Here is a 25,133-nt window from a genome sequence, read left to right as displayed (position 1 = left end):
CAAACTTAGAAGATGAAGCTATCATAGCTAAGATCTACCGCATCCACTGATTTAAGAACAATACGATCATCATCGCATCCGCCCGGCAATTGCTGAAGATCGATAATCGTGCACCAGCCAATATCTTTTGTAGCAGCTTGGACGTCTTCCATATCCACGTCAAAAGCGGACAGATCAATAAGGTCATGATCTACTTCGAAATCATGCACGTAGTCTTTACCAGAACCCGCCGCGAATACAAAAGTATCTGACGTGTCGTCGCCAGCCCAGTTCCCACCCCATAGGTGATCATTGCCAGCGCCCCCCTCGATTGTGTCTGCGCCAGCACCGCCTACAATCTTGTCTACACCTGCGTTACCTGACAGTTGGTCATTTCCTGAACCACCATCAAGATAGTCTGCACCATCATTGCCGTTCATGGTGTCGTCGCCGCTTTGGCCGCGCATTTTATCGTCGCCTGTACCGCCAAACATTGTGTCATTACCGCTGCCGCCAGCAACTTTGTCGTTGCCTTGGTCGCCATGCAATACATCATCACCTGTACCGCCGTTTAGGTCGTCGTTACCTTCGTTGCCATGTATCTCATCATTCCCTGCTCCGCCGCGAAGAATGTCGTTGCCACCGTCAACATGCGTCAATGAAGGTTCACGGATCAACACAGCAGCGTCCGCATCCACTTGTGAAAATGCATCCGTGGACCGCGGGTCAACCGCACCGTCATTTGAACCTGTGGCGGGCGCTTCGGACATAAATTCGGAATAGGCTTGACCTGCTTCCCAATCGACGTTGACCTTAAAGATTGCACCCTTGGTACCTGTCGATGCGTCAAGGTCGTGATCGCCATTGTTCAGGCCGTAATACAGATTGCCGTCACCGTCCAAGAACACGGCTCCGTAAGCGCCTTTTGCCATACCGGCTTCCATTTGATCGCCATACAGTGTTCCTGTAATTGCAATTTCAGAAAATGTCGGCACGCCGCCATCTGCTACTTTGCTTAGATCAATCTTTACAACCTTGCCTGCCGCACCGTTGCTAGAAGGTGAAACGACAGCGTAAAAATTGCCGTCCTCTGCATTGTAAGCCAAATCATATGTACGATCAGTGAACATGTCAGGCGGAAACTTAAAGTGGGTAATGATTGGGTTGCCGTTTGCATCCATTTGATCAACATCAACAACGCTGACCCGGTTCAAAGCGGAATGGAACGTCCAAAGATTTCCGTTGTCATCAAAGTCACCAACATAGTCACCATAGAAACCGTCGCCGATGCGATACGTCGCGCCTGCCGCATCAATCATCACGATATCAGTGCTTTTCACTGCGTTGCCAAGTGAATCGACGCCTGCTGACTTTGCTACGCCGTAAATAAGATCGTCCTCAACATTGAAGCCAACAGAATTGATTTTAAAGCCTGGCGCGCTGCCAACATCGACGTATTCTTTGGCTTGGACGTCAAAGACCTTCAGGTGGCCGTCAATGACCTGATACAGTTTGGCCTGACCAGCGGCGAACCCTTTGACCGCAACATCTGCGCCACCAATCGACATTTCTTTGTCGTATGACACAATAGGACCGTCAAAGTTATATGTTGTGGTGTCTTCTGGCTCTACTGCACGAAAACGAAGTTCGCCTTCGTTGCCATTGCTAACAACATCAATTTCAAAGGTTTGATATGCGCCGGAAGTAGCCTCTACAGTATCGATAACCTCTCCGTTCCAGATGACTTCGACGATGCCAGTTGCGTGTCCGCCAGCCAAGTTCGCGGCAAGATCAAATGAGATCGTATAGCTTTCGCCTGCCTCGGTTTCCATTGACTGTGAAATCGCAGAGGATCCAAACGAGTCAACCATGGTCCAAGCGCTAGACTGTGCCATCTCGGCAAATGTCGTTGCCTTATTCCCGTTTTCCGCCAGCAAGTTACTCCCTTTAACGTCACCGTAGATAACATCGTCGCCATCGCCGGCGTTGACGATATCGTCGCCCAGCCCTGCTTCTGTATAGTCGTTGCCATCTTCAAGATTGATGATGTCGTTACCGTTGCCGCCGAAGGCTTTGTCGTTGCCACGCCCAGCATTCAGGATGTCGTTACCAGCACCTGCATACAGGCTGTCATCACCGCCATTTCCCAGAAGAACATCGTTTCCAGCGCCTGTAATGATGACGTCGTCATATGATCTGTTCAGTCCAAAGTCGCTCAAGACAAGTGCGCTGGGGATATATACCCAACGACCGTCAACATAGACCCATTCATTGCCCACCATATCTCCGGCGGCGAGATTATTACCGTGACCTGTGACGATGCTGTCGCTTCCGTCGCGCCCGTTCACTTTTACAACCTCATCAGAGCTTGCCGACAAAACAGTCCCGTCGACAGACTTATATCCATCGGCCATCGTGTCATTCTGAGTTGTTCCGACAAAGCCATAAATTCCGTTTACAATCGCGTTAGGCATTCTATTTCCGATCTCGATTTCAAAGTTCAGGGCATCTGGCAAAGACTTGCGGTGGGCGCTCTGAATTAGGTTTCAATTCTTTCAATTTCGTTGCGCCGCGGACTAAGTTAGCTTGCGAAATATAACGCCTGGCGCTTGAGATATGTTTTACCCAAACGCAAAGCCGCCTGTCTCGCCACCAAAGGGATCAAAACCCTGCGGAATGGGATTGGGCCGGTATCAAAGGGATAGGTTCGACCAACCGATTGCGCAGAAAACGGAATAAAAGCGCCAAAACTTCGCTGCATTGTTGAACGAAGAGAAAATTCGCGGCGGGCGATGATAGGCATTCCACTAGGTTTTGTAAGCAGACCCACGCAATCTATTGTGCTTCTGAACAGGCAAGCAAGTTCCGCAGGCGTTGCTGCGGTGGCAGCTAAAATACCGAATTCGGCCTGCCCAAACGCCTAATAGATCAAAGTATTAATCGCATTTGCCCATCAAATTGACCAAAATATTCGAAATTTCGTCGGTCATATCCGCCATCATAGTAGCATCAATATGCTCGGCTCGCATTTCGACTTCTCCCGCAAGCTCTGCGATACGTGAAAAACCAAGCAAAAGCGACGACCCCTTCAAAGAATGGGCCTGTGCACTCAGCTGTTTATGCGAATTATTTTCATAAAGCACCCGCATATCCGCAACAATTGACTGGGCATCAATGACATAGCGTTTTACCAAATCTGTTAAATCCTCAGGCGAAAACGTTTCGAGTAGCTGCTGGACCGCGTCTGCAGACATTAACGCAAACACGTCAGGACTTTCGTTCTTTGGAATAACGGGTGGCTCCGGGGGCACAGGCACATCGTTTTTCATTGCACCAACGGCCGATTGCATCGCTAACTTCAGCTCATCATAAGGGATCGGCTTGCTGAGGACGGTCTCGACACCCACCGATGCGGCTTCATCCTGAATCGCGTCCATTACATGAGCCGTCAGGATCAAAATCGGAGGCAAGACATCTTCAGTCCATTTCGTGCGAATTTGACGAATTGCATCTAGCCCATCGATCTCGGGCATTGCGACGTCCATAAGAACCAGATCGTATTTTCCAGGCTCGAATTTTTCCAAGGCAACCCGTCCGTTTTCGGCCAAGTCCGCGTCAACCTCCATCCGCTTGAGATAAGTGAGCAGCAGCTTTTGATTGATCACGTTATCCTCTGCGAGCAGGACCCGTTTTCCAACAAGCGACACGCCACTGCTATCCTGAGCGTCCGTTTGCGCGTCCAGTTCTAAAGCTTGCGGTGCGGCCAATACCTCTACCGGAAGCTCAAACCAAAATGTCGAACCTACTGCTGGCGTACTATCAACACCAATCTGACCTCCGCACCCCTCGACGATGCGCTTGCTAATAGCCAGCCCAAGTCCAGTCCCTTGCGCAGCCGCTGTGAGCGATGTCGAAATTTGCGAGAAGTCTTTAAACAAATTGCCGATTTGATCAGGCTCTATACCAATCCCAAAGTCTTCGACCTCAACCCTAAGCAACACTCCCTTCGGATCAGGGGTCGCCTTGGCACGCACGATGATTGGACCCTCGACGGAATAACGCAACGCGTTACTTACAAAGTTAGAAATGATCTGTCGGATCCGCGTCGCATCCCCGAAAAACAGTTTGGGTACGGTGCTATCCACTTTTGCAAATATCGAACGGTCTTCACATTTGCGATTAGTACGTGCGAGTGCAATCACGCTTTCGACAAGCGCACGCAGATCAACACTTTCTTCTTCGAAAACAAAAACACCAGCATCCATTTTTGAAAAATCAAGTACGTCGTTCACGATCCGGTTCAGCGCCTCGCCTGACGTCTTTGCATACTTCAGAAGTTCGAGCTTGGAGGCATCAGTTTCATCCGTGGCAAGCAGGTCAATCATGCCAAGCAAGCCACCCAAAGGCGTTCGTATCTCATGGCTCATTGTTGCAACAAACCTTGACCGCATCGTCGATGCGGCCTCGGCTTTTTCTAAGGCGCTGCGCAGCTTAGCTGTCCTATCCAGAACAGCCCCCTCTAATGTTGTAGAATACTCGCTCAATTGTTTATTGGCTAGAAACAGTTCACGGCTTTTTTGCTCAAGAAGGGCTTCAGCTTCTTCGCGAGCACGTTGCTCACGTTCATATCGCCGTCGCGATACGCGATCATCTGTTTCACTCGACATACTTTTAACCTGATACTATTCTATTTTGATCTGGAATGTTGTGCTGTTATCCGCGGGGCGCGTCGGGCCACGATCAATTTCAGCAGTTTCATCAAACCTTTCCACACATGCCTCAATCAGCCCATGACAAAACGCCGCCAGTGGACGCGGCGAAGAGTAAGTCATTTCTAGATGTGTGTCCGACTTCCGCTCTGTCACAAATTTTGGCAACTCGGCATCGGGATATAGCTTGCGCACTTCAACGTGTATTTCACCATCCACGGCTTCAAGCATAGCAAAAGAGTTCGACTTATCCTTGAAAAAATCGGGGTAGTTCTCTCCGAAATGATCCATCATCCACGCGCCAAATTTGCGCTGAAGAACTTCCGCGCTCAATCCAGAGTGGTCACTAAAAGCTTCTACGATTTTCACCAAATCAGAACATGGGTAGTTTCCTACAGTCGTAAATGCCCCACCATTTTCCAGGTCTGCCTTATCAAGAACATCGTCTACGACGTCTTCTCCAAATGCGCCTTCGGCCATTTTTAGAAGCTCGACAAATACTGTACCCTTCATGCGCGATCCCTTCCTAACATATATTATTGCTGCCTAAATTGACCTGCTGACGCGGGGCAAAACTCAGGCCGAATAGCCACAATCCGTTCTCAGGTATCACGATGATCACGACATTTTGCTTTATCGTTATACATTCTTCACATTTAACAGCAAAGACCCAAACGGATAGTCACCACCCCTAAAGGTGTAGATCAATACCCACAAGATATTCACTTATCCCTTAATTACAAAGAAATATCATTGCATTATGTTAATTCTACAAAGTACCTTCACATAAGTGGATTCGCCCATTAGTAGTAATGTAACCACGAGTACAATGTTGGAGCTAATGTCGGAGATATTTCATTCTCAGTTAGTTAGCGGCACGAATTTGCCGCCTTTATCTAATCGGAATGATAGTTCCCGATACAAATGTTGCCGTAAAACAATTCCCCCGATAGCCAACGTCAGACAGCCATCCGCAACGCATCTTCAAAAGGTGTTCGGATGTTGAACGCACCAAAACTAAAAGTGATCGTCGCTGAAGATCACGGGGTGCAGCGCGCATATATGTGCATGCTGATCAATAAACTGGGTTATGAAACCATTCCTGCCGAAGACGGCTTGCAAGCGTTAAAGTTGATTTGCGAATCTGACGCCCAGATACTGATCAGCGATCTTAACATGCCCAACCTAAACGGAATCGAATTAACGGTTGAAATTCGAAAGCTCTCGTTGGACCGCTACGTACACGTGATTATGCTTACCGGGCAGGACGAAAACGACATACGTAGCAAAGCGCTTGAATCAGGCGTTGACGACTTCATGCCGAAGGGGATGAATATCGCAATGCTGACCGCAAGATTGCGGGCAGCTACGCGCCTTATTCACCATGAAAAAGAACTGGCCGAAAGGAACCGTATTCTTAAAGAATCGAATGATCGCATTCAGAAAGATCTACGTTCAGCCGCCATTGCCCAGCGCAGGCTGTTACCTGAAATACATGATGACATTATGGGGTTTCGCGTCTCATCAGCCTTCGTTCCATCCTCATTTGTTTCCGGCGATATGTTTGGCTGTTTCCCCTTAAGCGACACTAAGCTTGGTTTTTATATGGTCGACGTGTCTGGTCACGGGGTTCAGGCCTCGCTGCTCTCTGTTGCAATCGGCCATCTAATCACCCCTGAATTCTTTGGAACCAAAGCAATTCTTTCAGATACGACAATTGCCCCTGCCGCACTTGTTACAGACCTAAATCAGCGATTTTGTGGTTTTGATAGTGATGAATATTTCACGATGTTTTGCGGAATTATCGACAAAGAGAACGGCCATTTTGATTATTGTCAGGCAGGTCATCCATCTCCGTACTACGTGACCTCAAATGGCCAGATACAAGCGATCGGTGATGGTGGGTTCCCTGTCGGTATGCTTGCCTTTGCTGATTATGAAAACCATTCGCTTACGTTCGATCCCGGCGCATCATTGATCCTGTGTTCAGATGCGGCGATCGAGGCTGAAAACCACGCCAACATTCCATTCGGCGAAGATCGGCTCCAGAGCGTCGCTGCGACCGCCCCCCAAATAGGGCCCGCGAATATCCCTGACCAAGTTATTGATGCGCTCAACAATTGGCGCAGCGGAGAACCGTTAGAGGATGATTTAACTGTTGTGGCTATAGAGAGGATATAACCGCATGATACATACCACACGACACAACGACGAAATCACGGTTATCAGGCCCGGGGTTGAACGTTTGACTGCTGTAAACGCGCGCGAATTCAAGGACGAAGTTTCAACCTTGATTGAGCAAGGCGCGTATCAACTTGTTATTGATTTCAAAGACGTTAGCTTTTTGGATTCGTCAGGTTTAGGCGTCTTGGTTGGCATCTTAAAAAAGGTGGGTAGCCGCGGCGAGCTGACAGTGTGCAGCTTGGGTGCCAGCATAGAGCAGATGTTCCGTATCTCGCGAATGGATCGCGTGTTCACGTCTTACCCAAATGCCGAAATAGCCGTTCAATCCATGAGCGAGCGCCTATGACACAAACGGCCTTCAGTATGCCCAACAGCATTGACAGCGTTGATAAAACGGTGCTGTCATTGAAGGATGCTATTGAGGGGTTGCTCGAAGACGACGCACTGTTTCGTTTTGACATCTGCGTAATAGAAGCGCTCACTAACGTGGTCAAACATGCGAAAACGTCCGACGTTAACGCGCCAGTTCAAATTACGCTAACCTTAAAAAACGACAAGGTAATCGTCGACATCTTCGATCCTGTTGGCGCAACGTATTTTGATATTCGGGAACATGCGCCTGACATGTCAGATATTGATGAAATGGCCGAAAGCGGTCGTGGCTTGGCGCTCATTTTGCAATGCGCAAACGATGTCCAATACGGCCCTTGGGATAATCAAAACCGGCTATCACTCACGTTCGAAAATGGGGTCCATGAATGATCAGAGCTTATTTTCCAGTTTCACTGAACCGCGGAGTTTCAACATGCAATTAAGAGACATCACAAAAACTATCTTAACTGTTGGGACTGCCGTCATGGCACTATCGTTGCCCACAGCATCATTGGCACAAGAAGACACACCAGATGAACCACTGGCCGTTACAATTGACGACATTCTTGTTGATGGCACCAGATACAACAGCGTAACAATTACGTCCGATTCACCGCTTAGATTATCACTATCAGAGGCGGCAGCGGCAACTGGACCCACCTGCCAAAATGCGCGTTCACTTAACGCGACCCCTCACTTTGGGCGCAATGGGGCACTGACCCCGCGTGAATATGCGATGGCACAAACAGCTTGGTCGTATTTTGTTGAACGCTACCAACCGGAAACCGGCCTTGTAAACGCCGTGGGAAGTTACCCATCGACGACGATGTGGGATACCGCATCGTACATTAGCGCATTGGTCGCCGCCCATGAGCTTTGCGTGATCGACAAACGTGAATTTGATGAACGTGCGACAAAACTGCTGCAAACGCTGCGCAACCTTGATCTGTTCCGCGGCGAGGCACCTAACAAAGTTTATCAAACCCAAACCGGCGCAAAAGTTAACTATGCCAACGAACCGGGAGAAGTCGGCGTCTCGGCCTTGGATTTAGGGCGTATGCTGGTCTGGTTGAAAATCCTTAAGGAACGAAACCCCTACTTGGCAAACAGCGTGGATAGCGTCCCCATGCGCTGGAACTTTTGCAATATTATACCCGAAAATGACGGCCGGATGTTCGGATCACTTGTGCGCGAAGAAGGCGCAACACGTTACGTACAAGAAGGCCGTCTAGGCTATGAAGAATACGCAGCAAAGGGTTTTGCATTATGGGGATTTGACACTCAACGCGCTCAAGCCCCACAGCCTTTAGAGTACGTTAATATCTATGGTGTTGACGTTCCCTACGATGGGCGTGATCCCAGAATTTTTAAAAACCAAAACTATGTTCTGACCGAAGGCTACATCTTGGATGGGTTAGAGATGGGGTGGGACTTGCCGCGTGACCGAGAGAACGATGGACTTGTCGCCAGTAATGGATGGCGTGCCGAATTTGCAAACCGGATTTATTTGGTTCAGCAGCGTCGGTTTGAACAAACAGGGATCGTTACTGCCCGATCCGAACACCAAGTCGAAGGTAGCCCCTACTTTGTTTATGACTCAATCTTTGCAGACGGATACGCTTGGAACACCCTCGCGCCGGGCGGGGATTATTCACCGGACCGTTCCGCAGTGGCAGCCAAAGCAGCCATTGGTCTTTGGGCGCTTTGGGAAACCGAATACACTGATCTTCTCTTCGAATCCGTAGCTGATTTATCGTTGCCCGACCGCGGTTTTTATGAAGGCCTGTACGAAAACGGAAATGGATTTATTCCGCTTCAAACTGCAAACAATAACGGCGTTATTCTTGCGGCCCTGCTCTACAAGGTTCAGGGGCCAATCTTGCAAGCAACGAACAATAACACCCAAGTGTGGGATACGTCGTTTTCTGGCACTGACATTCGAGAAAACAAATGCCACCCCAATAATATGGTCGTCGAAGTGCCGTGCTGTGCCTGTGCGAACCCCACGACGATCCCTCCAGTCATCCCAATCGAGGAATTCAAATACTGCCGTCCAGTGATTACCGCAGAAGGTGTCGCCGCGACAGACTGCGCGCCCGAGGAACACAACCTGCCGGCCCCAACTGCGCAACCTGTATTGCCGCAAAGCTGCCCAATCCCTGAGGCCAACCCATGAGCCAAGCCGCCAAGTCAAGATTAGTTTGGTTTGACGCAAACCGCGTATTTGCAGCGCTTGGCGTCGTGCTAATCCATTCGTCCACGGACTTTTCGGGCCAGCCGTTTGCTAGCGCGACATCCGGCGAACGGGTATTTCCAGTGTTCCTACGGTCAATCGGCGAATTTTCGGGATCAGAAATGTTCTTCCTGTTTTCGCTGTTTTTGATGGCAATGCGCGTCGACAAATACATGCCAAAATACGGCACCGCAATTCATCAACAAGCGCAACGCCTCCTCATCCCATTCGCATTTTGGGTCATATTTTATGCGTTCTTTCGTTTACTAAAGGCAAGCGCGTTTGGGTACTCGCCTTACATCTGGGAACAGTTAGGCCACTGGCAAAGCTGGGTTGGGTATTTCGTATTGGGAAAGTCCCAATACCACATGCACTTTTTACCAACCTTATTCGCGCTGTTCCTGTTTTACCCTGTGATGCGGCTTGGGACGCGTTTCCCAATTCTTGGTTTGGCCGTATTCGCGACACTTGGCGCAATGAACAGCGTACATGCCTACCTGTGGAGTATAGATATTGATCCTGTACTGCGTGACTATCTTGTTCGGGGCGTCAAAATATGGGGCTATGTCGGGTATGGCCTTGCTGCCTTTGCCTTGTTTGGGTTGTGGAAGGACGGCATCCCACGTGGTGAATCGCGGCTCATCCGTCGTGGGGGCATTTATTTCGCTGTTATGGCTTATCTAGCAACGATCCCATTCTATGGCCACGCCATCGAAACTGGCCAGTGGGGAGTCCGCACAGGATGGGATTTTTACGGTCATTTCCTCATGCCGCTGTTTATGTTCTCACTGTTTATTGGGGGGCAGTATCTGGTTTGGTCACCAACCTGGTCTAAGCTCGCGCAATTCACTTTTGGCGTTTATCTCGTTCACCCGCTGGTCATCGACTTATTTGACGTTGCCCTGTTCAAATCGGGCATGTCGGGCGCGATCGAACCTTGGGTGATTGTTATTATGCGTTATATTTTGGTTCTTCCCGGGTCCCTACTGCTCGCTGTTGGTATTTCGCGGGTCAAACTGCTTGCGTGGACGGTTGGGCTTGGTCCAACGCCGTGGAGCCAAAAGAACAAATCTGCGAAGGCGGGCACATAAACGATGGATGATTACTTTCTAAAGTTTGAACAGCGCCGCCCGCCAGAACCGCTCCCCTATTCGGCAGTCAGAGAAAGCATTTGGCAATTTTTAGCTGTTGTCGCGCTGGTGGTCGGCGGGTGGTACATTTGGTGGCGCTGGACTCATTCACTGAACCCTGATGCGATGTGGTTTGCTATCCCACTGGTATTTGCAGAAACCTGTGCATTTTTCGGCATGGTTCTGTTTGTCTTCAACTTGTGGAAAGATCAGCCAACCAAACTTGAACCTGCCCCTGCGGCCTTGGCTGACGTGTACCCTAACCATCCAGACGGTGAACGACTTATATCCGTCGACGTGATGTTCGCGACATACAACGAAGAACCGGAATTGGTACGCTTGGGTATTCATGACGCTAAGAACATCGCCTACCCTCATCCGATCGATGTCCGAATTCACATTCTGGATGACGGCCGCCGCCCAGAAATGCGCGCCGTATGCGACGAAGAAGATGTGAACTATATTTCGCGCACAACAAACGAAGGGTTTAAAGCGGGCAATCTGCGTAATGCGATGGAGCGAACCTCGGGCGATTTCCTTGTGATTTGCGACGCGGATACGCGCCCATTCCCGACCATTTTAGAACATACACTTGGGTATTTTCGCGATCCAAAGATGGCGTGGGTGCAAACCCCGCAATGGTTCTACGACCTTCCCGAAGGTGAACGGCTCCACAAAAATTGGGAACGAAGATTTGGACCGAGAGGCGCCAAAGTCGCACATTTCGTTGAAAAGGTTATCGGGCCAGTCCAAGTCGGAAACGACCCATTCGTGAATGACCCCAAGATGTTCTATGATGTTATCCTAAGACGGCGGAACTGGGTAAACGCGTCCTTTTGCTGTGGCGCCGGCTCCATCCACCGACGCGAAGCCGTTATGGAGGCAGCATTACGCAGTTTCGGTGCGAATGTTGAAAAACGCACGTTCGCCGTTGAAGAAGAATTTACAGTTTCCAGTAAGGAACGCACCGTAGATCCAGAACTCATGCAGGCGATCCGTACACAAGCTGCAACGACCGAAGTTCTTACACCTTATCGGTTCCACGTTTCCGAAGACATATACACATCAATTGTTTTGCATTCAGACCGTGAACGCGGTTGGAAATCCATGATGCATCCGATTGTCGAAAGTAAAATGCTATCGCCACAGGACCTGCTGACCTGGACCATTCAACGGTATAAATATGCTGGTGGGAGCTTGGATATACTTGTGAACGACAACCCTATTTTTCGGCGCGGCCTCACCTTTCCACAGCGCTTGATGTACGGAACGACCTTTTATTCCTATTTGGCACCAATCTGGAACGTAATCTTTTTGGTTGCGCCTGCCCTCTATCTTCTGACCGGCATTTCACCTGTTGCGGCCTACTCTAACGAATTTTTCCTCCATCTCATTCCATTTTTAGTAACGCTAGAACTGGCGATGATGGTAGGATCTTGGGGTATATCTGGGTACTCTGCAAAAGCGAGCTATCTATCGTTTTTTCCGCTTGGGTTACGGGCCATATGGGCGGTGCTACGTGGTGAAAAGATATCGTTTCCAGTCACTCCTAAGGATCGACAGTCAGGCCGCTTCCTTAGTCTCGTAAAACCGCAGCTTGGCATTATTGTGATGACTGGTGTTGCAGCCGTGTGGGGGATCGGCGCCTTGGTGATTGGTGGAACCCCTCATACCGCCTCTGGCGTCGTTGCGAACATCGCTTGGGGGCTGAACAACTGCTTTGCGATGGCCGGCATAGTCGCCGCTGCGATGTGGCAGCCGCCCACAGATACAAAGGACATTGATGAATGAGCTTCCAACAAAACCTTATTAATGCGAGAAGCCATCTCGTTTTCTTGGCCGCGCTCGGTTTCGGGTTGCTACTGGTTACCAAACTCGAAACAAATGCCAAAACCGAAGAGATTAAGAACGGGGATCCACTAGTGGTCGAAACACCCAATGACCCGATGGATGCATTTGATGCGATTACCCCCCTCCCACTGGCAATCACTGGCACCAGTTCTGAAGAAGATATCGCCTACGCGACGATCGCATGGCGGTATTTTGAGAACAACACAAACCCGAGCACGGGGTTAGTCAATTCAGCGGATAAATACCCATCCACTACCATGTGGGAAACGGGGTCATATTTCATTGCAGTCATTTCGGCTGAGCTGCTGGGCTTGATTTCACCTGACGAAGCCACGTCACGGATTGATTTGGCGCTAAACACGCTGTCTGAACAGCGGCTTTACGGTGAAATATTGCCGAATAAAGCTTACAACGTATCAACAGGGGAATTAGTAGACTACGCAAACCAACCCTCGGAAGAAGGGCTTGGCTGGTCGGCATTGGATGTCGCCCGTATCGTCGCGACGCTTGCCGTTGTCGAACATCATCATCCGGATCTCGCGCCGAGTATATCGAAAGTAATCGCACATTGGGATTTGTCACGCATGGTGAACGACGGTCAGTTGTTCGGCGGTAACATTTCCGAAAATGGGCTGCGCGAAGATCAAGAAGGGCGCGTCGGTTATGAACAGTATGCTGCTAAGGCAATGATGACGCTCGGTTATAATATGTACCGGTCCTATAATGCCGAAGACCACCTGATGACAAAAGAAGTTTATGGTCAGCCCATCCCAGTGGATACACGCCTGCATCGCAACGTAACGCCTGCATTCACCGTGAGTGAACCATATGTTTTTGATGGTCTTGAGTTCGGGTTTGATGCGCGGTCTGCGCGATTTGCAACTGCGATCTACCAAGCCCAAGAAAACCGGTATCGCGATACCGGCGTTCTGACGGCAGTCAGCGAAAGCCATATCGACGAGGCACCCTATTTTATCTATTCTACCGTATGGGGCGGTGGCGCACCTTGGGCGGTGCTTACGTTTCAGGGTGAACGACTTGATAGTAAGCGCACGACAAGCACCAAGATTGCTTTCGCTTGGGACGCTTTGTTTGGCACCGATTATACGCGCGAACTCATGGCGGCGATTGCACCAGTGGCGGACCCCGAACGCGGCTGGCCAGAAGGTATCTATGAAATTGACGGCTCAACCAACGCGTCATTCACGACAAACACAAACGCCGTTGTGCTCGCGTCTTTGGCGTTTCGAGCAAACGGCCCACTTTTAATGGTAGAAAAGTGAAGCTGATTGCTACAATTGCTGCGGTGTCCTGCACTGTTATTGCAACATCTACGCTGGCCGCACCCTGTGTCCTTTCGACCTTTGACAAACCGCTGCCTGGCGCGACCAACGTCGAATGGCGTCATGCGGACGTGCCCTCTGCGCGTGCGCCTGGGGTCTGGCAAGAAGGACGGATAGGCGATTACGTTTACTGGCTTTATCCCACCGGGGACGGTATTTTGGCCGAAAGCAAGCGAGCGTCGGAATGGCGTATTAATTTTGTCTGTGACAGTACAATCGGTGAATGCGCGTATTCCAATATTGGTAACCCATCCGATACCGCCCAAGATATCGCAGCCACCCTTGGGCGATGCCTATTGGGTGACACCTTGACCGAAGAGGACATCTTAGGACCGGAAGACGTGGTTACACCCACCGTAGAAGTTTTGCCATTAGTCGAGAACATCGAAACTTCAGAAACGACTTCAGACGCACAAGAAGAAACATTCCAAGAAGTTCCGCCGCCCTGTGGCCTCGCCCTGTTGCCGGATGGGCCACCGATCCTCACTTTGCAACGATTACTAGACCGCGCAGGCATTCCCCCCGGCCCGCTAGACAATATTATGGGGCCATTGACACGCGAGGCGATCAGAGACGCGCTCGGAGAAGATGCCGTTGACTGGGACGTAGAAGTAGCAGTCACAGTTTTAGACCAACAAATCTGTGCTACAATGAATTAGTTCGCGCCAAAAGCAGGGCAAAACCCATTCATCGATATGAATTACAGTTAACTTGTACGACCCGCCGCCACGGACACATGCGAAGGTCTGGACGCTAAGATAACAATTTCCATGATTTGTGATGGTGCTGCGAGGGAGAATTGAACTCCCGACCTCGTCATTACCAATGACGCGCTCTACCACTGAGCTACCACAGCATCTGAGCCGGGAATTAGACGCAAATGCGCGATGGTGCAAGCCCTGACTGGACGCTTTTTGCACATATTGCTAACAGGGCTGTCATGAGCGACAAACAAACCAAGAGTAGTAAGGGCAAGACTGCCACAAGCCGCGAAGATCGGCTAAAGGCGGCGCTCAAGGCAAATATGGCCAAGCGCAAGGCGCAGGCCCGTGCTCGCGCTGCGGGTAACGATAAAAAAGAGAAAGAGTAGGCAGGCATGGATTCGATTGTTGTCAAAGGCGGCAAACCCCTGAACGGAAAAATCCAGATCGCAGGGGCAAAGAATGCCGCGCTGACGCTGATGCCTGCGACCCTGCTATCAGAGGAACCGCTGACGCTGACCAACGCGCCACGCCTGTCGGACATCAAGACAATGACCGCTCTTTTGCAGTCTTTGGGTGTTGAAGTCACATCCATGCAAGGTGGCAAAGTGCAGGTTCTGTCATCTCATGACATGACATCAACGACTGCCGATTATGAAATCGTGCGTAAAATGCGTGCCTCGAACCTTGTTCTTGGCCCCCTGCTCGCCCGTCATCATCAGGCTGTTGTGTCGCTCCCCGGCGGCTGTGCGATTGGCGCACGCCCAATGGATATCCACGTCACCGCCCTCGAGGCGATGGGCGCAGAGATTGAATTGAAAGACGGCTATCTGCATGCCAAAGCCAAAGGCGGCCTGAAAGGTGCGCGCGTTCCGCTTCGCTTTGCATCCGTCGGCGCGACCGAAAACGTATTGATGGCGGCGACATTGGCCAAAGGCACGACCGTCATTGAAAACGCAGCCCGCGAACCCGAAATCGTTGACCTTGCGCATTGTTTGCGTCGCATGGGCGCGCAGATCGAAGGCGAAGGCACGAGCACGATCACCATCCAAGGTGTCGACAGCCTTGGCGCGGCAACCCACCCTGTTGTGACTGACCGGATTGAGCTGGGCACATATATGCTGGCCCCTGTCTTTGCAGGTGGTGAGGTGGAATGCCTTGGTGGTCGGATGGATTTGGTGACCTCATTTGTTGAAAAACTGGACGCTGCTGGCGTTGATGTGACCGAAACCCCTGATGGGCTAAAGGTGAAACGCCGTGGCGATCGTGCGAATGCCGTTGATGTCACGACCGAAGTGTTCCCCGGCTTCCCAACTGACCTTCAGGCGCAGATGATGGCGATGCTGTGTACCGCCGAAGGGACCTCTGTTCTGGAAGAGAAAATCTTTGAAAACCGCTTTATGCACGCCCCGGAACTGATCCGCATGGGTGCAAACATCGAAGTCCACGGCGGCACAGCCACTGTGAACGGTGTTGAACGTCTGAAAGGTGCCCGCGTGATGGCGACCGATTTGCGCGCCTCTGTTTCACTGATTCTGGCGGGTCTTGCCGCCGAAGGCGAAACCGTCGTCAGCCGCGTTTATCACCTTGATCGCGGTTACGAACATGTTGAAGAAAAACTAGGCGCGATTGGCGCACAAATTGAACGGGTATCTGAATCATGACCGAAGACGCACGTTTCGAAGATGGCAAAGAGGCCCCGCTACGCCTGAAAGCACTGGATGCCGACGACCTGACAGTGATCGCTGCACTGGTGCAAGATGCCGTATTCCCCGCGTCTGAAATGCGCTGGGATCGCAAGGCGCGTCGCTTTGCCTTGCTGCTGAACCGTTACCGTTGGGAGGACGCTGAAAATTCAGTACGCCACGGCCACGAACGGGTCCAAGCGGTTCTTGCTTTCGAAGATGTGATGCGTGTGCAAAGCCAAGGCGTCGACAAATCCGACCCCGAGATGGTGTTTTCACTGTTGTCCATCAGCTTTACCCCCGGCAAAGACGGTGCAGGTCGTATTGAGCTAACGCTCGCGGGCGATGGCGCCATCGCGTTCGAGGTCGAAGCGCTTGAGGTTATCTTGCGCGATGTGACCCGCCCCTATGTCGCGCCGTCGGGTAAGGCCCCAACACACCCAGAGTGATAGAATGGCGCATTGATGCGCGCCGCACGGGCGGCTATGTCCTGCGCTGAAGGAGTGCCCCATGCCACAGTTTCTAAACACATCTGATGCCGATTTCGAGAACCGCTTTATCGCCCTGTTGGGCGCAAAGCGCGAAGACAGCCCAGATGTCGATCATATTGTGGCAGATATCATCGCTGACGTGCGCGCGCGTGGCGATGCGGCGGTGCTGGAACTGACGGCCAAATTTGACCGTTTGGAACTTACACCTGAAACAATGCGGTTTTCAGCAACCGAGATCGAAGCAGAATGCGCCAAGGTCAGCAATGAGGACCGCGCAGCGCTTGAATTAGCTGCCGAACGGATTGGCGCGTATCACGCCCGCCAGATGCCCGCAGATGATATGTGGACCGACGACGCGGGCGCGACCTTGGGTTGGCGCTGGACCCCCGTTTCAGCTGCAGGGCTATATGTGCCGGGCGGTTTGGCATCTTACCCGTCATCTGTCTTGATGAACGCGATCCCGGCAAAAGTTGCTGGCGTTGGTCGTTTGGCTATCGTCGTGCCAACACCGGACGGTGTAACCAACCCTTTGGTTCTGATGGCCGCAAAGATCGCTGGCGTTGACGAAATCTATCGCATCGGCGGAGCGCAGGCCGTTGCTGCGCTGGCTTATGGCACCGACTCAATTGCGCCTGTTGATAAAATCACGGGACCCGGCAACGCCTTTGTTGCAGCCGCCAAACGCCGTGTCTTTGGTAAGGTCGGCATCGACATGATCGCTGGCCCATCCGAAATCGTGGTCATTGCCGACAAAGACAACGACCCCGACTGGATCGCGCTCGACCTACTAAGCCAAGCAGAGCACGACGAAAGTGCACAATCGCTGTTGATTACAGACGACGCTGATTTCGGTCAGGCCGTGGTAGCTGCAGTTGAAAAGCGGTTAGAAACGCTGGAACGCCGCGAAATCGCGGGTGCCAGTTGGCGTGATTTTGGTGCGGTGATCACTGTGGCGAACATGGACGAAGCCGTCGCCCTGTCTGATCGCATCGCGCCCGAACACCTAGAGCTATGTACAGCAGATGCTGAAAAATTGGCCGATCAGGTGACGCACGCTGGCGCGATCTTTATCGGGGGTTGGACACCCGAAGCGATTGGTGACTACATTGGGGGACCGAACCACGTTCTGCCCACGGCACGTTCTGCTCGTTTCTCAAGTGGATTATCCGTCATGGATTTCATCAAACGCACGACCTTATCACGCATGACCCCAGAAGCGTTGGCCGCAATTGGCCCAGCCGCAGAACGGCTTGCCAAATCCGAGAGCCTAGAGGCGCACGGGCTATCTGTTCGCGCGCGCTTGGATCGTCTGAATGCAGGTGAACCATGAGCAAAATCAGCCACATCACAATCGATGATAGCGGCCTGCCCGCGCCCACGCCCGAGATCGAACAAGAGCGCAAAGTCGCGATGTTTGACCTGCTCGAAGATAACAGCTTTGACCTGCCCGTTCGCGAAGGCCGCGAAGTGCCGCCGGGGCCGTATCGGCTTGGCCTATCTATTCGCGAACGTCGTCTTGTGTTTGATATCCAAACCGACGACGAAAGCCCGGCAGGTGAATTCCACCTTTCGCTTGGTCCGTTTCGCCAAGTCGTCAAAGATTATTTTCAAATCTGCGAAAGCTATTTCGACGCGGTCAAAACATTGCCCCCCAGTCAGATCGAAACCATCGATATGGCGCGGCGCGGCATTCACAATGAGGGCGCCCGCGTCCTGCAAGAGCGCCTAGAAGGCAAAGCCGACGTCGACACCGACACCGCGCGCCGTCTATTCACCCTTATTTGCGTTCTTCATTTTGGTGGCTGAATTGGTGGACGGCGACAAATTCGAGCCTCTACCGCAGTCAGTGTTATTTTGCTGCGACTATAATTCCGTGCGGTCCCCCATGGCCGAAGGAATCATGAAAAGCCTTTACGGCAAAGACTGTTACATCCAATCAGTTGGCGTAAAAAACGACCTTGAAATCGACGGGTTTTCAATCGCAGTTTGCGCCGAAATCGGGGTGGAACTATCCCGTCATCGATCCCGGACGTTCGACGAAATGGAAGAATGGGGGGATGACCTTTCGTCTTTTGACCTTGTTCTTGCGCTATCACCAGCAAGCCAACGTCGGGCGCTGGATTTAACGCAGTTTTATCACCTTGATGTGGAATATTGGCCAATTCTCGACCCGACGGGCATTGGTAACAATCGCGAAGCGCAATTGAACATGTATCGTCAAGCACGTGACCAAATCAGGGACCGATTGATCGCGCGCTGGGGGCCGGGCAAGGTCAAAGCCACCCAGAAAGCCTAAATCGGTTAAAATTCGACATCAAAACCGCCACATCCGCGAGGTTACGCTGATTAGGCCTTGAAAACTGACGGTTTCGGGCGCATCTAGACGCCGTCCGCCAATCTTTGGGCGGATGTGAAACACAGGAGATCACATGGCCAAGGAAGAACTGCTCGAATTCCCCGGTGTCGTAAAAGAACTTCTGCCAAACGCGACGTTTCGGGTCGAGCTGGAAAACGGCCATGAGATCATCGCGCATACGGCAGGCAAGATGCGCAAAAACCGCATCCGGGTTCTGGCTGGCGACAAAGTCCAAGTCGAGATGACACCCTACGATCTGACCAAAGGTCGGATCAATTATCGCTTTAAATAAGGCGAAACGCATGTTTCGCCCACTGCGGGTCGGCGTTTTGCCTTTGGGCGAAACGCGGCCGCTGCTTAGCAACAGCGAAACGGCAACCCAATGACGACGCTCCCCCCTCTCCAAGACCTTCAGCTTGTCCTCGGATCTGGCTCGCCACGGCGGCTTGAACTGTTAGCGCAGCTCGGCGTAACGCCCATCGCGATTCGCCCACCCGACATTGACGAAGACCCTTACAAAGCTGAACTGCCGCGCGATTACGTAAACCGGATCGCTGCTGAAAAGGCTGCTGCCGTTGTTGCGGGCGAAGGCGAGATCGTGCTTTGCGCAGATACCACCGTCGCATTGGGCCGGCGTATCATGGGGAAACCCAGCGATACGGGCGAAGCTGCCGCATTTTTATATGCACTCTCTGGCAGGCGGCATAAGGTGATCACATCGGTCGCCGTCAAACGCGGTGATCAGATTTGGCAAAAAGACGTCCAAAGCACCGTCGCGATGAAGCAGCTCTCAGATGCCGAAGTGAACGCCTACCTTGCAAGCGGCGACTGGCAAGGCAAAGCAGGCGGATACGCCATCCAAGGCCCAGCAGGCGCATTCATCCCGTGGATCAATGGATCGTACACTGGGATCGTCGGCCTACCGTTAACAGAGACCGCCGGACTTTTGACCGCAGCAGGTTTCCCACTTTATAAAGGTGACACATGAAGGGTCGCTCAATCATTCTTGACCACATTGGCGATATCGAAGTCGCCGCATATCTGGTCGATGGCAAGCTCGACGATCTGCTGATCGACGACATTGACGCCCCGCGGCCCGGCGCAATTTTCCGTGGCATCTGTGACCGCCCTATCAAGGGCCAAGGCGGGATGATGTTGCGCCTACCTGACGGCGAAACCGCATTTTTACGCGCGGGCAAAGGCCTGCGTCCCGGCCAACCGCTGCTGATCCAAGTGACCGGATACAGCGAAGGCGGCAAAGCAATTCCAGTGACTGACCGCGTACTTTTCAAAAGCCGCTACGCGATTGTCACCCCGGGCAAGCCCGGCCTGAACATCTCGCGTCAAATCACAGACGAAGACACACGCGACAACATATTGGCCATCGCGCATGAAGTCTTTGACAGCGAACATGGCTTAATCCTGCGGTCATCATGCGAAGGCGCGGATGAGGCTGAAATCGCCGAAGACATCGTTGCCATGCTATCGCTTGCAGACGCAGTCCTTGATGACGCCGAAGGCACCACCCCCGAGGCACTGACCGAAGGCGACGGCCCGCACACGATCGCATGGCGCGAATGGTCCAGCGTGGCAAACGTCGTGACCGACACAGGCAGTTTTGAAACTCACGGCGTGCTCGATCAGCTAGCCGCGCTTGAAGGTGCTTTGGTGCCATTGGGTGAAGGCACGATGTACGTCGAACCAACCCGCGCCCTCGTCGCCGTTGACGTCAACACCGGCAATGACACATCGCCAGCGGCCGCTCTCAAGGCCAACCTTGCCGCCGCCCGCGCCCTGCCCCGCGCCCTACGGCTGCGCGGACTTGCCGGACAAGTCAGCGTAGATTTCGTTTCGATGTCCAAGGCGCACCGTAAACAGCTTGAGCAATCGCTACGTGCCGCATTTAAGAACGACCCAATCGAAACCTCGCTCGTCGGCTGGACCCCGATGGGTCTGTTTGAACTACAGCGAAAACGCGAACGCGCGCCGTTCCCCAAACAACTCTTTGCGAACCTCTAATGGCCTGTCCGATCTGCAAAAAACCAACTAAGACAGCATTTAGACCCTTTTGTTCCAAGCGGTGTGCAGACATCGATCTGGCCAAATGGTTTAGCGGAAGCTACGCAATTCCAGCCGCCAATCCCGACGATGCAGAAGAGTTGGAAAACGAACTTCGTGCCGCCGAAGAAAAGAAACCGCACTAAGTACGAAATTAACCCAACTTCCCTCTGGACACCCCCCGCCCCCGCGTCTAAAACGCCGCTACCCAAGGGGATGCAGCAAGCATATCCAACCCGTGCCCGGGTAGCTCAGGGGTAGAGCAGTGGATTGAAAATCCTCGTGTCGGTGGTTCGATTCCGCCCCCGGGCACCATTTAACACACTGATAAAAATTAATAAAACCCGCCGTGGATGTGGCGACTGTTCTTGTCGCATTTGACTTGGGTGCCATATGGGTGACATCAGCCTGAGCCAAAATGGATTGGTCAGATCATTTCCATTTGAATGACCGCTATTTGGAACATCCTTGCAGTTTGGTCGGACTCGCCCTTGGGTGGCATTTTGTGAGTGAAGTATTGCCAGCATACGGCTAGTCTTGAAATGAGTGGTTCCTGCTGCATCCAGAAAGTGCATCTGTTTCAGGATGTTGTGATTGCCATTCACGGTTTTGCTAAAACCATTTGAGATGTGTTCCCTGCGATTTGGGAAAAGTGAATTTTGAGAAACGGATGGTCAGACAGTGTTAAATAAAGGTTCAGAATGGCGCAGGTGAGCATCTACGAATTGTCGCGAAGAGCCGACTTGGCATTGCCCAGGAGGAGGGCAAGGCGTAATCGGTCCGATTTGAATTTTCGCAGATATCGCGCGCATTTTTCCGAAAGGTTGCGCTGTGGAACTGAGGTTGGCCATTACTCCCTAGTTGGGCCCGGCTATGACTTCGAAATCTTCGCCTTTCCTTTGCAGCGTGGGTAGCTGACACATCCAAGAAACGCTCCGTATCGCCCTTTCCTTTCGACCAGCCAGCCGTCTTCACAACTGGGACAGCTCGGGTATTCAGCGCCGCAAGAACACTTGCTCAAACCTGTGCTTTTTTTTCGAACTGGCAGACCAATACCGCAGGAAGAACAAGCATTCAAAGAATGTCCGCAGAGCGTGGCATGTTCGCACCTGTACCATGTCCGGCCATCTTTGGTCGGGACAGGAACCAAATGCCCACCACATTCGCCGCAGGTATGATTGAATTCCACTTGGTCGTCAGCGCCAGCTGTCCCGTACTCAGGATCATCCAGTAACTCGGTAATGAAAGCCGATTGTTTTGAAGCTGAACCCATGAGAGTCACGGATTTTCGGGCACGTGTAAGCGCAACGTACATAACCCGGCGTTCTTCGGCATTCTCAAATGGCTCAGCCTCCGGCGAAACAAGGCTTAGGAGTGGGTCGTCAACAATTTCTGACGGAAAGCCTGTACGGCCACGAAACATGTTCAGGATCACCACGTGATCAGCCTCCAGCCCTTTGGATGCATGGATCGTGCGAAACGAGATGTCCAAATCAGAGAACTCGCGACGCAGTTGCGCAAGATTGGATGGGGCTAAGTGTCGATAACGGCCAAGCAACAAAACCGAGACTGGCTGCTTTCGTTGAGCCGTCCCTTGCAATGAATGAAGCACTTGCTCCAGCTTGTTTTTCTCGTCGGCTTTGATCGTCGAGACAACCTGCAACGCAGGCGTATCTGACGTGCCTGCTGGTATCACTGTCTTGTTCAACTGAGCCGGGTTTTGTAGCACAAATCTCTTCGCAGCATGTGCAATCTGATCGACGGAACGGAAAGTCCTTCCCAGATCCACAGTGCGATGAACTCCTGATTGCCCGTCAAAGACGCCCCCAAACTCGTCGCCGAAATTTCGCATGAGGTTGATGTCAGACCCGGCAAATCGGTAGATCGATTGCCAGTCATCACCAACTGCGAAAATGCGTGCATCACTGTGTTGGGCTTTTAGAGCTTTGACCAAGCGCCCTCGGCTGCGCGATATGTCTTGAAACTCATCCACTAAGATGTGTTTGAACGGGCTGGCATACTCTCCCGTCTCGGCATACTTGGTCGCCCGAAGGATCATATCTTCAAAATCGATCCGTCCGTTTAACTGTTTTTGGTACTCCAAATAGACAGGCTCAAAGATTGACAGGAACGCCTTGGCACGTTTGCCAAGTTTCAAGGTCTGCCCCTTCTCGGCGCATTCGTTGATGTGGTATCCACCCCCTTTGTAGTGCTTCAAGAAGGTTCCAAGAAGCTGCACAAAACTGTCTGCTTGGTTTAGCTCCACCACCCTGTCAAAGAGCGTTTCTGGTGACCTCGGACTGATGGTCTCAAAGGGCGCAATTTTCTCCGCAAGCGCCTCAAGCAGCTGACCGTCTTTACGCTCATAGCTGAACGTCTCGATCAAAGTCGTTTCATGTTCAGCGTGAACCCCGCGCTTCCATTCCATACCCGCGAGATATTCTTCGCGATCAACAAATGGAGCTGTCGTCAGGCGATAGCTTCCATCTGACGATTCCGTACGGCGAACCCCAAAGTGCTCAATGTAAGTGCCGCTTTTTGTTAAGCGAAAATCTGGGCAGTAATCACGGAAACCGCCTTCGGAAACCTTGTGCTCGTAATCAGGTTCGTACTCGTACTCGATGCCGTTCTCATACAGCCAGTTGGCAATCATCAACTCTTCAAAGCTTTTGACCTGCTCCCCTTGAAGGGTGCGGAGGTCGAGCTTTTCAATGTAAGTGTAGTAACTGTGCTTTTTCTTGAAATCCCACTCGCTTTTTTCTTCCAAACGGGTGTGGGAGAACCAGCCAACAATAGACTTTGACACCTCTGAAGCCGTCTTGACCAAGGCCCTCAGAATATCTCGGATCAAGGCCAGATACGCCTTGTCGTCGGTAGCATGTGCGGCCAGCGCTGGCTTGCTTCCCTCAACTGTTCCTATGATGTCATAGGCCAACGAATGAAACGTTCTGGCCTCCAACGGCTCACCGCACTTTGCCTCAATCCGCTCACTCATTTCTTTGGCGGCAGCACTTGCAAACGCCAACAGCAGAACTTCCTCTGGTCTGCGTGCACCAGACTTTAACAGGTAACCAGCTTTGGCCGTTATGACGCTGGTTTTTCCTGAGCCTGCGCCTGCCAAAACCAGTGTTGCATCTTCATCCGAAACGATTGATTTTCGCTGTTCTGGTGTCAGTGGATTGCTTTCAAAGGTTTCAAAGAATTCTGACCACTCAACCAGTTGGCGTTCCTCAAATGCTGAGATCGATTGCTGCCTAATCTGCTGGGCATGTTGCAAAAACGACTGAGTTTCTTTGATTTGATCTCGATGGACGTCCCCTAGAGCCTCCTGTGGTAGCTTTGAAAGAAGGCGCTGGTCGAGACCACGAGCGCGTTCCAGAATTGGAGCCACCACGCAGGCTGCCGGATAGGCTACTGGGTTCGAAAGCCCTTCAATTTCCAAGAGTAACGCATCGATGGCCCTTCGGCTGTTTTCAAATTCGGCTTGGTTGGTCGCTTCCCAGTCCGAGCGAATGCTATCCGAGAAGTCTACCGCATCTTTGAACCGCGCTCCTTTGAGCAAATGAATAGGTTCGTCATCAAATTGGAGCCTTAGTGTAGCCCCGCAAAACCTACTCTCAACTGTTGGAGCCGAAGAAAGCTCTCTCAGCGTGCCAGTGGCCGCACGGCTAGCTTGGATGACAATCTCATTGCCATCATACCTCATGACTTTGGCATGCTTGCCAAAGGGGTTAAGAAGGAAGCCCACCAACGGTTTTGGCTGTAAACGGTTCAATATTAAGGAACTTTCAAGTAAATATAACAGAAGAGCTAGGTTCTCAGGATATCGACCAATGAGAAGACCTTAAAGCCGAAACCGGGAAATTTCCGACTAGCTTTATCTGATCGTAAAGAGGTTAGAATTGACCGCTGGGTGCGTTATGGGTGCCAAAAGCAGTGGGCTAGAGTGAATTGGGTTGGTTTACTCTGCGATTGATTGGAGACCACAGGGCATTGAAGCTAAAGAATTTTTGCGTCGGCCTGAACCAGAGTGCGAGAGTT

Annotated in this window: 22 protein-coding genes and 2 tRNA genes; 19 read left to right on the top strand and 5 right to left on the bottom strand. The window is 51.8% G+C overall.

Features of this window, described 5'->3' with window-relative positions:
- Positions 1–5: 5 nt before the first annotated feature.
- The 3 genes from CYQ09_RS01815 to CYQ09_RS01800 all read right to left on the bottom strand — a co-directional run bounded on the left by CYQ09_RS01815 (position 6) and on the right by CYQ09_RS01800 (position 5,201).
- Positions 6–2,453, bottom strand: coding sequence for a calcium-binding protein (locus CYQ09_RS01815; RefSeq protein WP_162617534.1), 2,448 nt, complete (start codon positions 2,451–2,453; stop codon positions 6–8).
- Positions 2,454–2,915: 462 nt separating this feature from the next.
- Positions 2,916–4,646: an ATP-binding protein gene (locus CYQ09_RS01805; RefSeq protein WP_106743759.1), complete on the bottom strand. Its 1,731-nt coding sequence runs from the start codon at positions 4,644–4,646 to the stop codon at positions 2,916–2,918.
- Between the two features lie 15 nt (positions 4,647–4,661).
- Positions 4,662–5,201 carry a heme NO-binding domain-containing protein gene (locus tag CYQ09_RS01800; RefSeq protein WP_106743758.1) on the bottom strand — a complete coding sequence of 180 codons (540 nt, stop codon included), beginning with the start codon at positions 5,199–5,201 and terminating at the stop codon, positions 4,662–4,664.
- A gap of 486 nt (positions 5,202–5,687) precedes the next feature.
- Between CYQ09_RS01800 and CYQ09_RS01795 the strand changes: the two genes are divergently transcribed.
- From CYQ09_RS01795 to CYQ09_RS01760, 8 genes are all read left to right on the top strand, one after another.
- Entirely contained in the window at positions 5,688–6,869 is a 1,182-nt protein-coding gene (locus tag CYQ09_RS01795) for a SpoIIE family protein phosphatase (RefSeq protein WP_106743757.1), read from the top strand.
- A gap of 4 nt (positions 6,870–6,873) precedes the next feature.
- The gene (locus tag CYQ09_RS01790) at positions 6,874–7,218 is read left to right on the top strand and encodes an STAS domain-containing protein (RefSeq protein WP_106743756.1); all 345 of its coding nucleotides are present in this window, start codon (positions 6,874–6,876) and stop codon (positions 7,216–7,218) included.
- A gap of 17 nt (positions 7,219–7,235) precedes the next feature.
- Positions 7,236–7,634: an ATP-binding protein gene (locus CYQ09_RS01785; RefSeq protein WP_106744526.1), complete on the top strand. Its 399-nt coding sequence runs from the start codon at positions 7,236–7,238 to the stop codon at positions 7,632–7,634.
- A gap of 94 nt (positions 7,635–7,728) precedes the next feature.
- Complete coding sequence (locus tag CYQ09_RS01780; RefSeq protein ID WP_239495831.1) at positions 7,729–9,420, top strand: DUF3131 domain-containing protein; 1,692 nt, start codon at positions 7,729–7,731, stop codon at positions 9,418–9,420.
- The gene (locus tag CYQ09_RS01775; protein ID WP_106743750.1) at positions 9,417–10,568 is read left to right on the top strand and encodes an acyltransferase; all 1,152 of its coding nucleotides are present in this window, start codon (positions 9,417–9,419) and stop codon (positions 10,566–10,568) included. Before CYQ09_RS01780 ends, CYQ09_RS01775 begins: the two co-directional genes overlap by 4 nt.
- 3 nt (positions 10,569–10,571) lie before the next feature.
- Positions 10,572–12,398: a glycosyltransferase family 2 protein gene (locus CYQ09_RS01770; RefSeq protein WP_106743748.1), complete on the top strand. Its 1,827-nt coding sequence runs from the start codon at positions 10,572–10,574 to the stop codon at positions 12,396–12,398.
- Positions 12,395–13,741, top strand: coding sequence for a DUF3131 domain-containing protein (locus CYQ09_RS01765; protein WP_106743746.1), 1,347 nt, complete (start codon positions 12,395–12,397; stop codon positions 13,739–13,741). Before CYQ09_RS01770 ends, CYQ09_RS01765 begins: the two co-directional genes overlap by 4 nt.
- The gene (locus CYQ09_RS01760) at positions 13,738–14,460 is read left to right on the top strand and encodes a peptidoglycan-binding domain-containing protein (RefSeq protein WP_106743744.1); all 723 of its coding nucleotides are present in this window, start codon (positions 13,738–13,740) and stop codon (positions 14,458–14,460) included. The genes CYQ09_RS01765 and CYQ09_RS01760 overlap by 4 nt, the downstream gene beginning before the upstream one ends.
- A 122-nt stretch (positions 14,461–14,582) precedes the next feature.
- On the opposite strand, the gene CYQ09_RS01755 is transcribed toward CYQ09_RS01760, so the two are convergent.
- Positions 14,583–14,657: transfer RNA gene (locus CYQ09_RS01755), tRNA-Thr, on the bottom strand.
- 84 nt (positions 14,658–14,741) lie between these two features.
- On the opposite strand from CYQ09_RS01755, the gene CYQ09_RS18390 reads away from it, so the two are divergent.
- From CYQ09_RS18390 to CYQ09_RS01700, 11 genes are all read left to right on the top strand, one after another.
- Positions 14,742–14,891: a hypothetical protein gene (locus CYQ09_RS18390; protein ID WP_204353891.1), complete on the top strand. Its 150-nt coding sequence runs from the start codon at positions 14,742–14,744 to the stop codon at positions 14,889–14,891.
- Positions 14,892–14,897: 6 nt separating this feature from the next.
- Positions 14,898–16,166 carry a UDP-N-acetylglucosamine 1-carboxyvinyltransferase gene (gene murA / locus CYQ09_RS01745; protein WP_106743741.1) on the top strand — a complete coding sequence of 423 codons (1,269 nt, stop codon included), beginning with the start codon at positions 14,898–14,900 and terminating at the stop codon, positions 16,164–16,166.
- Positions 16,163–16,636: a DUF2948 family protein gene (locus CYQ09_RS01740; RefSeq protein WP_106743739.1), complete on the top strand. Its 474-nt coding sequence runs from the start codon at positions 16,163–16,165 to the stop codon at positions 16,634–16,636. The genes murA and CYQ09_RS01740 overlap by 4 nt, the downstream gene beginning before the upstream one ends.
- A 61-nt stretch (positions 16,637–16,697) precedes the next feature.
- Positions 16,698–18,008: a histidinol dehydrogenase gene (gene hisD / locus CYQ09_RS01735; RefSeq protein ID WP_106743737.1), complete on the top strand. Its 1,311-nt coding sequence runs from the start codon at positions 16,698–16,700 to the stop codon at positions 18,006–18,008.
- A complete protein-coding gene (locus CYQ09_RS01730; protein WP_106743735.1) occupies positions 18,005–18,484 on the top strand; it encodes a UPF0262 family protein in 480 nt (159 codons plus the stop codon). The genes hisD and CYQ09_RS01730 overlap by 4 nt, the downstream gene beginning before the upstream one ends.
- Position 18,485: 1 nt before the next feature.
- A complete protein-coding gene (locus CYQ09_RS01725) occupies positions 18,486–18,974 on the top strand; it encodes a low molecular weight phosphatase family protein (RefSeq protein ID WP_106744525.1) in 489 nt (162 codons plus the stop codon).
- Positions 18,975–19,107: 133 nt separating this feature from the next.
- Positions 19,108–19,326 carry a translation initiation factor IF-1 gene (gene infA, locus CYQ09_RS01720; protein ID WP_007205486.1) on the top strand — a complete coding sequence of 73 codons (219 nt, stop codon included), beginning with the start codon at positions 19,108–19,110 and terminating at the stop codon, positions 19,324–19,326.
- Between the two features lie 90 nt (positions 19,327–19,416).
- Positions 19,417–20,022: a Maf family protein gene (locus tag CYQ09_RS01715; RefSeq protein ID WP_106743733.1), complete on the top strand. Its 606-nt coding sequence runs from the start codon at positions 19,417–19,419 to the stop codon at positions 20,020–20,022.
- Entirely contained in the window at positions 20,019–21,053 is a 1,035-nt protein-coding gene (locus CYQ09_RS01710; protein WP_106743731.1) for a ribonuclease E/G, read from the top strand. Before CYQ09_RS01715 ends, CYQ09_RS01710 begins: the two co-directional genes overlap by 4 nt.
- Entirely contained in the window at positions 21,053–21,238 is a 186-nt protein-coding gene (locus tag CYQ09_RS01705; RefSeq protein WP_106743729.1) for a DNA gyrase inhibitor YacG, read from the top strand. Before CYQ09_RS01710 ends, CYQ09_RS01705 begins: the two co-directional genes overlap by 1 nt.
- Positions 21,239–21,332: 94 nt before the next feature.
- A tRNA-Phe gene (locus tag CYQ09_RS01700) sits at positions 21,333–21,407 on the top strand.
- 556 nt (positions 21,408–21,963) lie between these two features.
- On the opposite strand, the gene CYQ09_RS01695 is transcribed toward CYQ09_RS01700, so the two are convergent.
- Complete coding sequence (locus tag CYQ09_RS01695; protein WP_106743727.1) at positions 21,964–24,798, bottom strand: UvrD-helicase domain-containing protein; 2,835 nt, start codon at positions 24,796–24,798, stop codon at positions 21,964–21,966.
- Positions 24,799–25,133 lie beyond the last annotated feature (335 nt).

This window comes from Yoonia maritima, from assembly GCF_002933395.1.
Classification (GTDB): Bacteria; Pseudomonadota; Alphaproteobacteria; order Rhodobacterales; family Rhodobacteraceae; genus Yoonia; species Yoonia maritima_A.
This window is presented reverse-complemented; position numbering and strand designations above follow the sequence as displayed.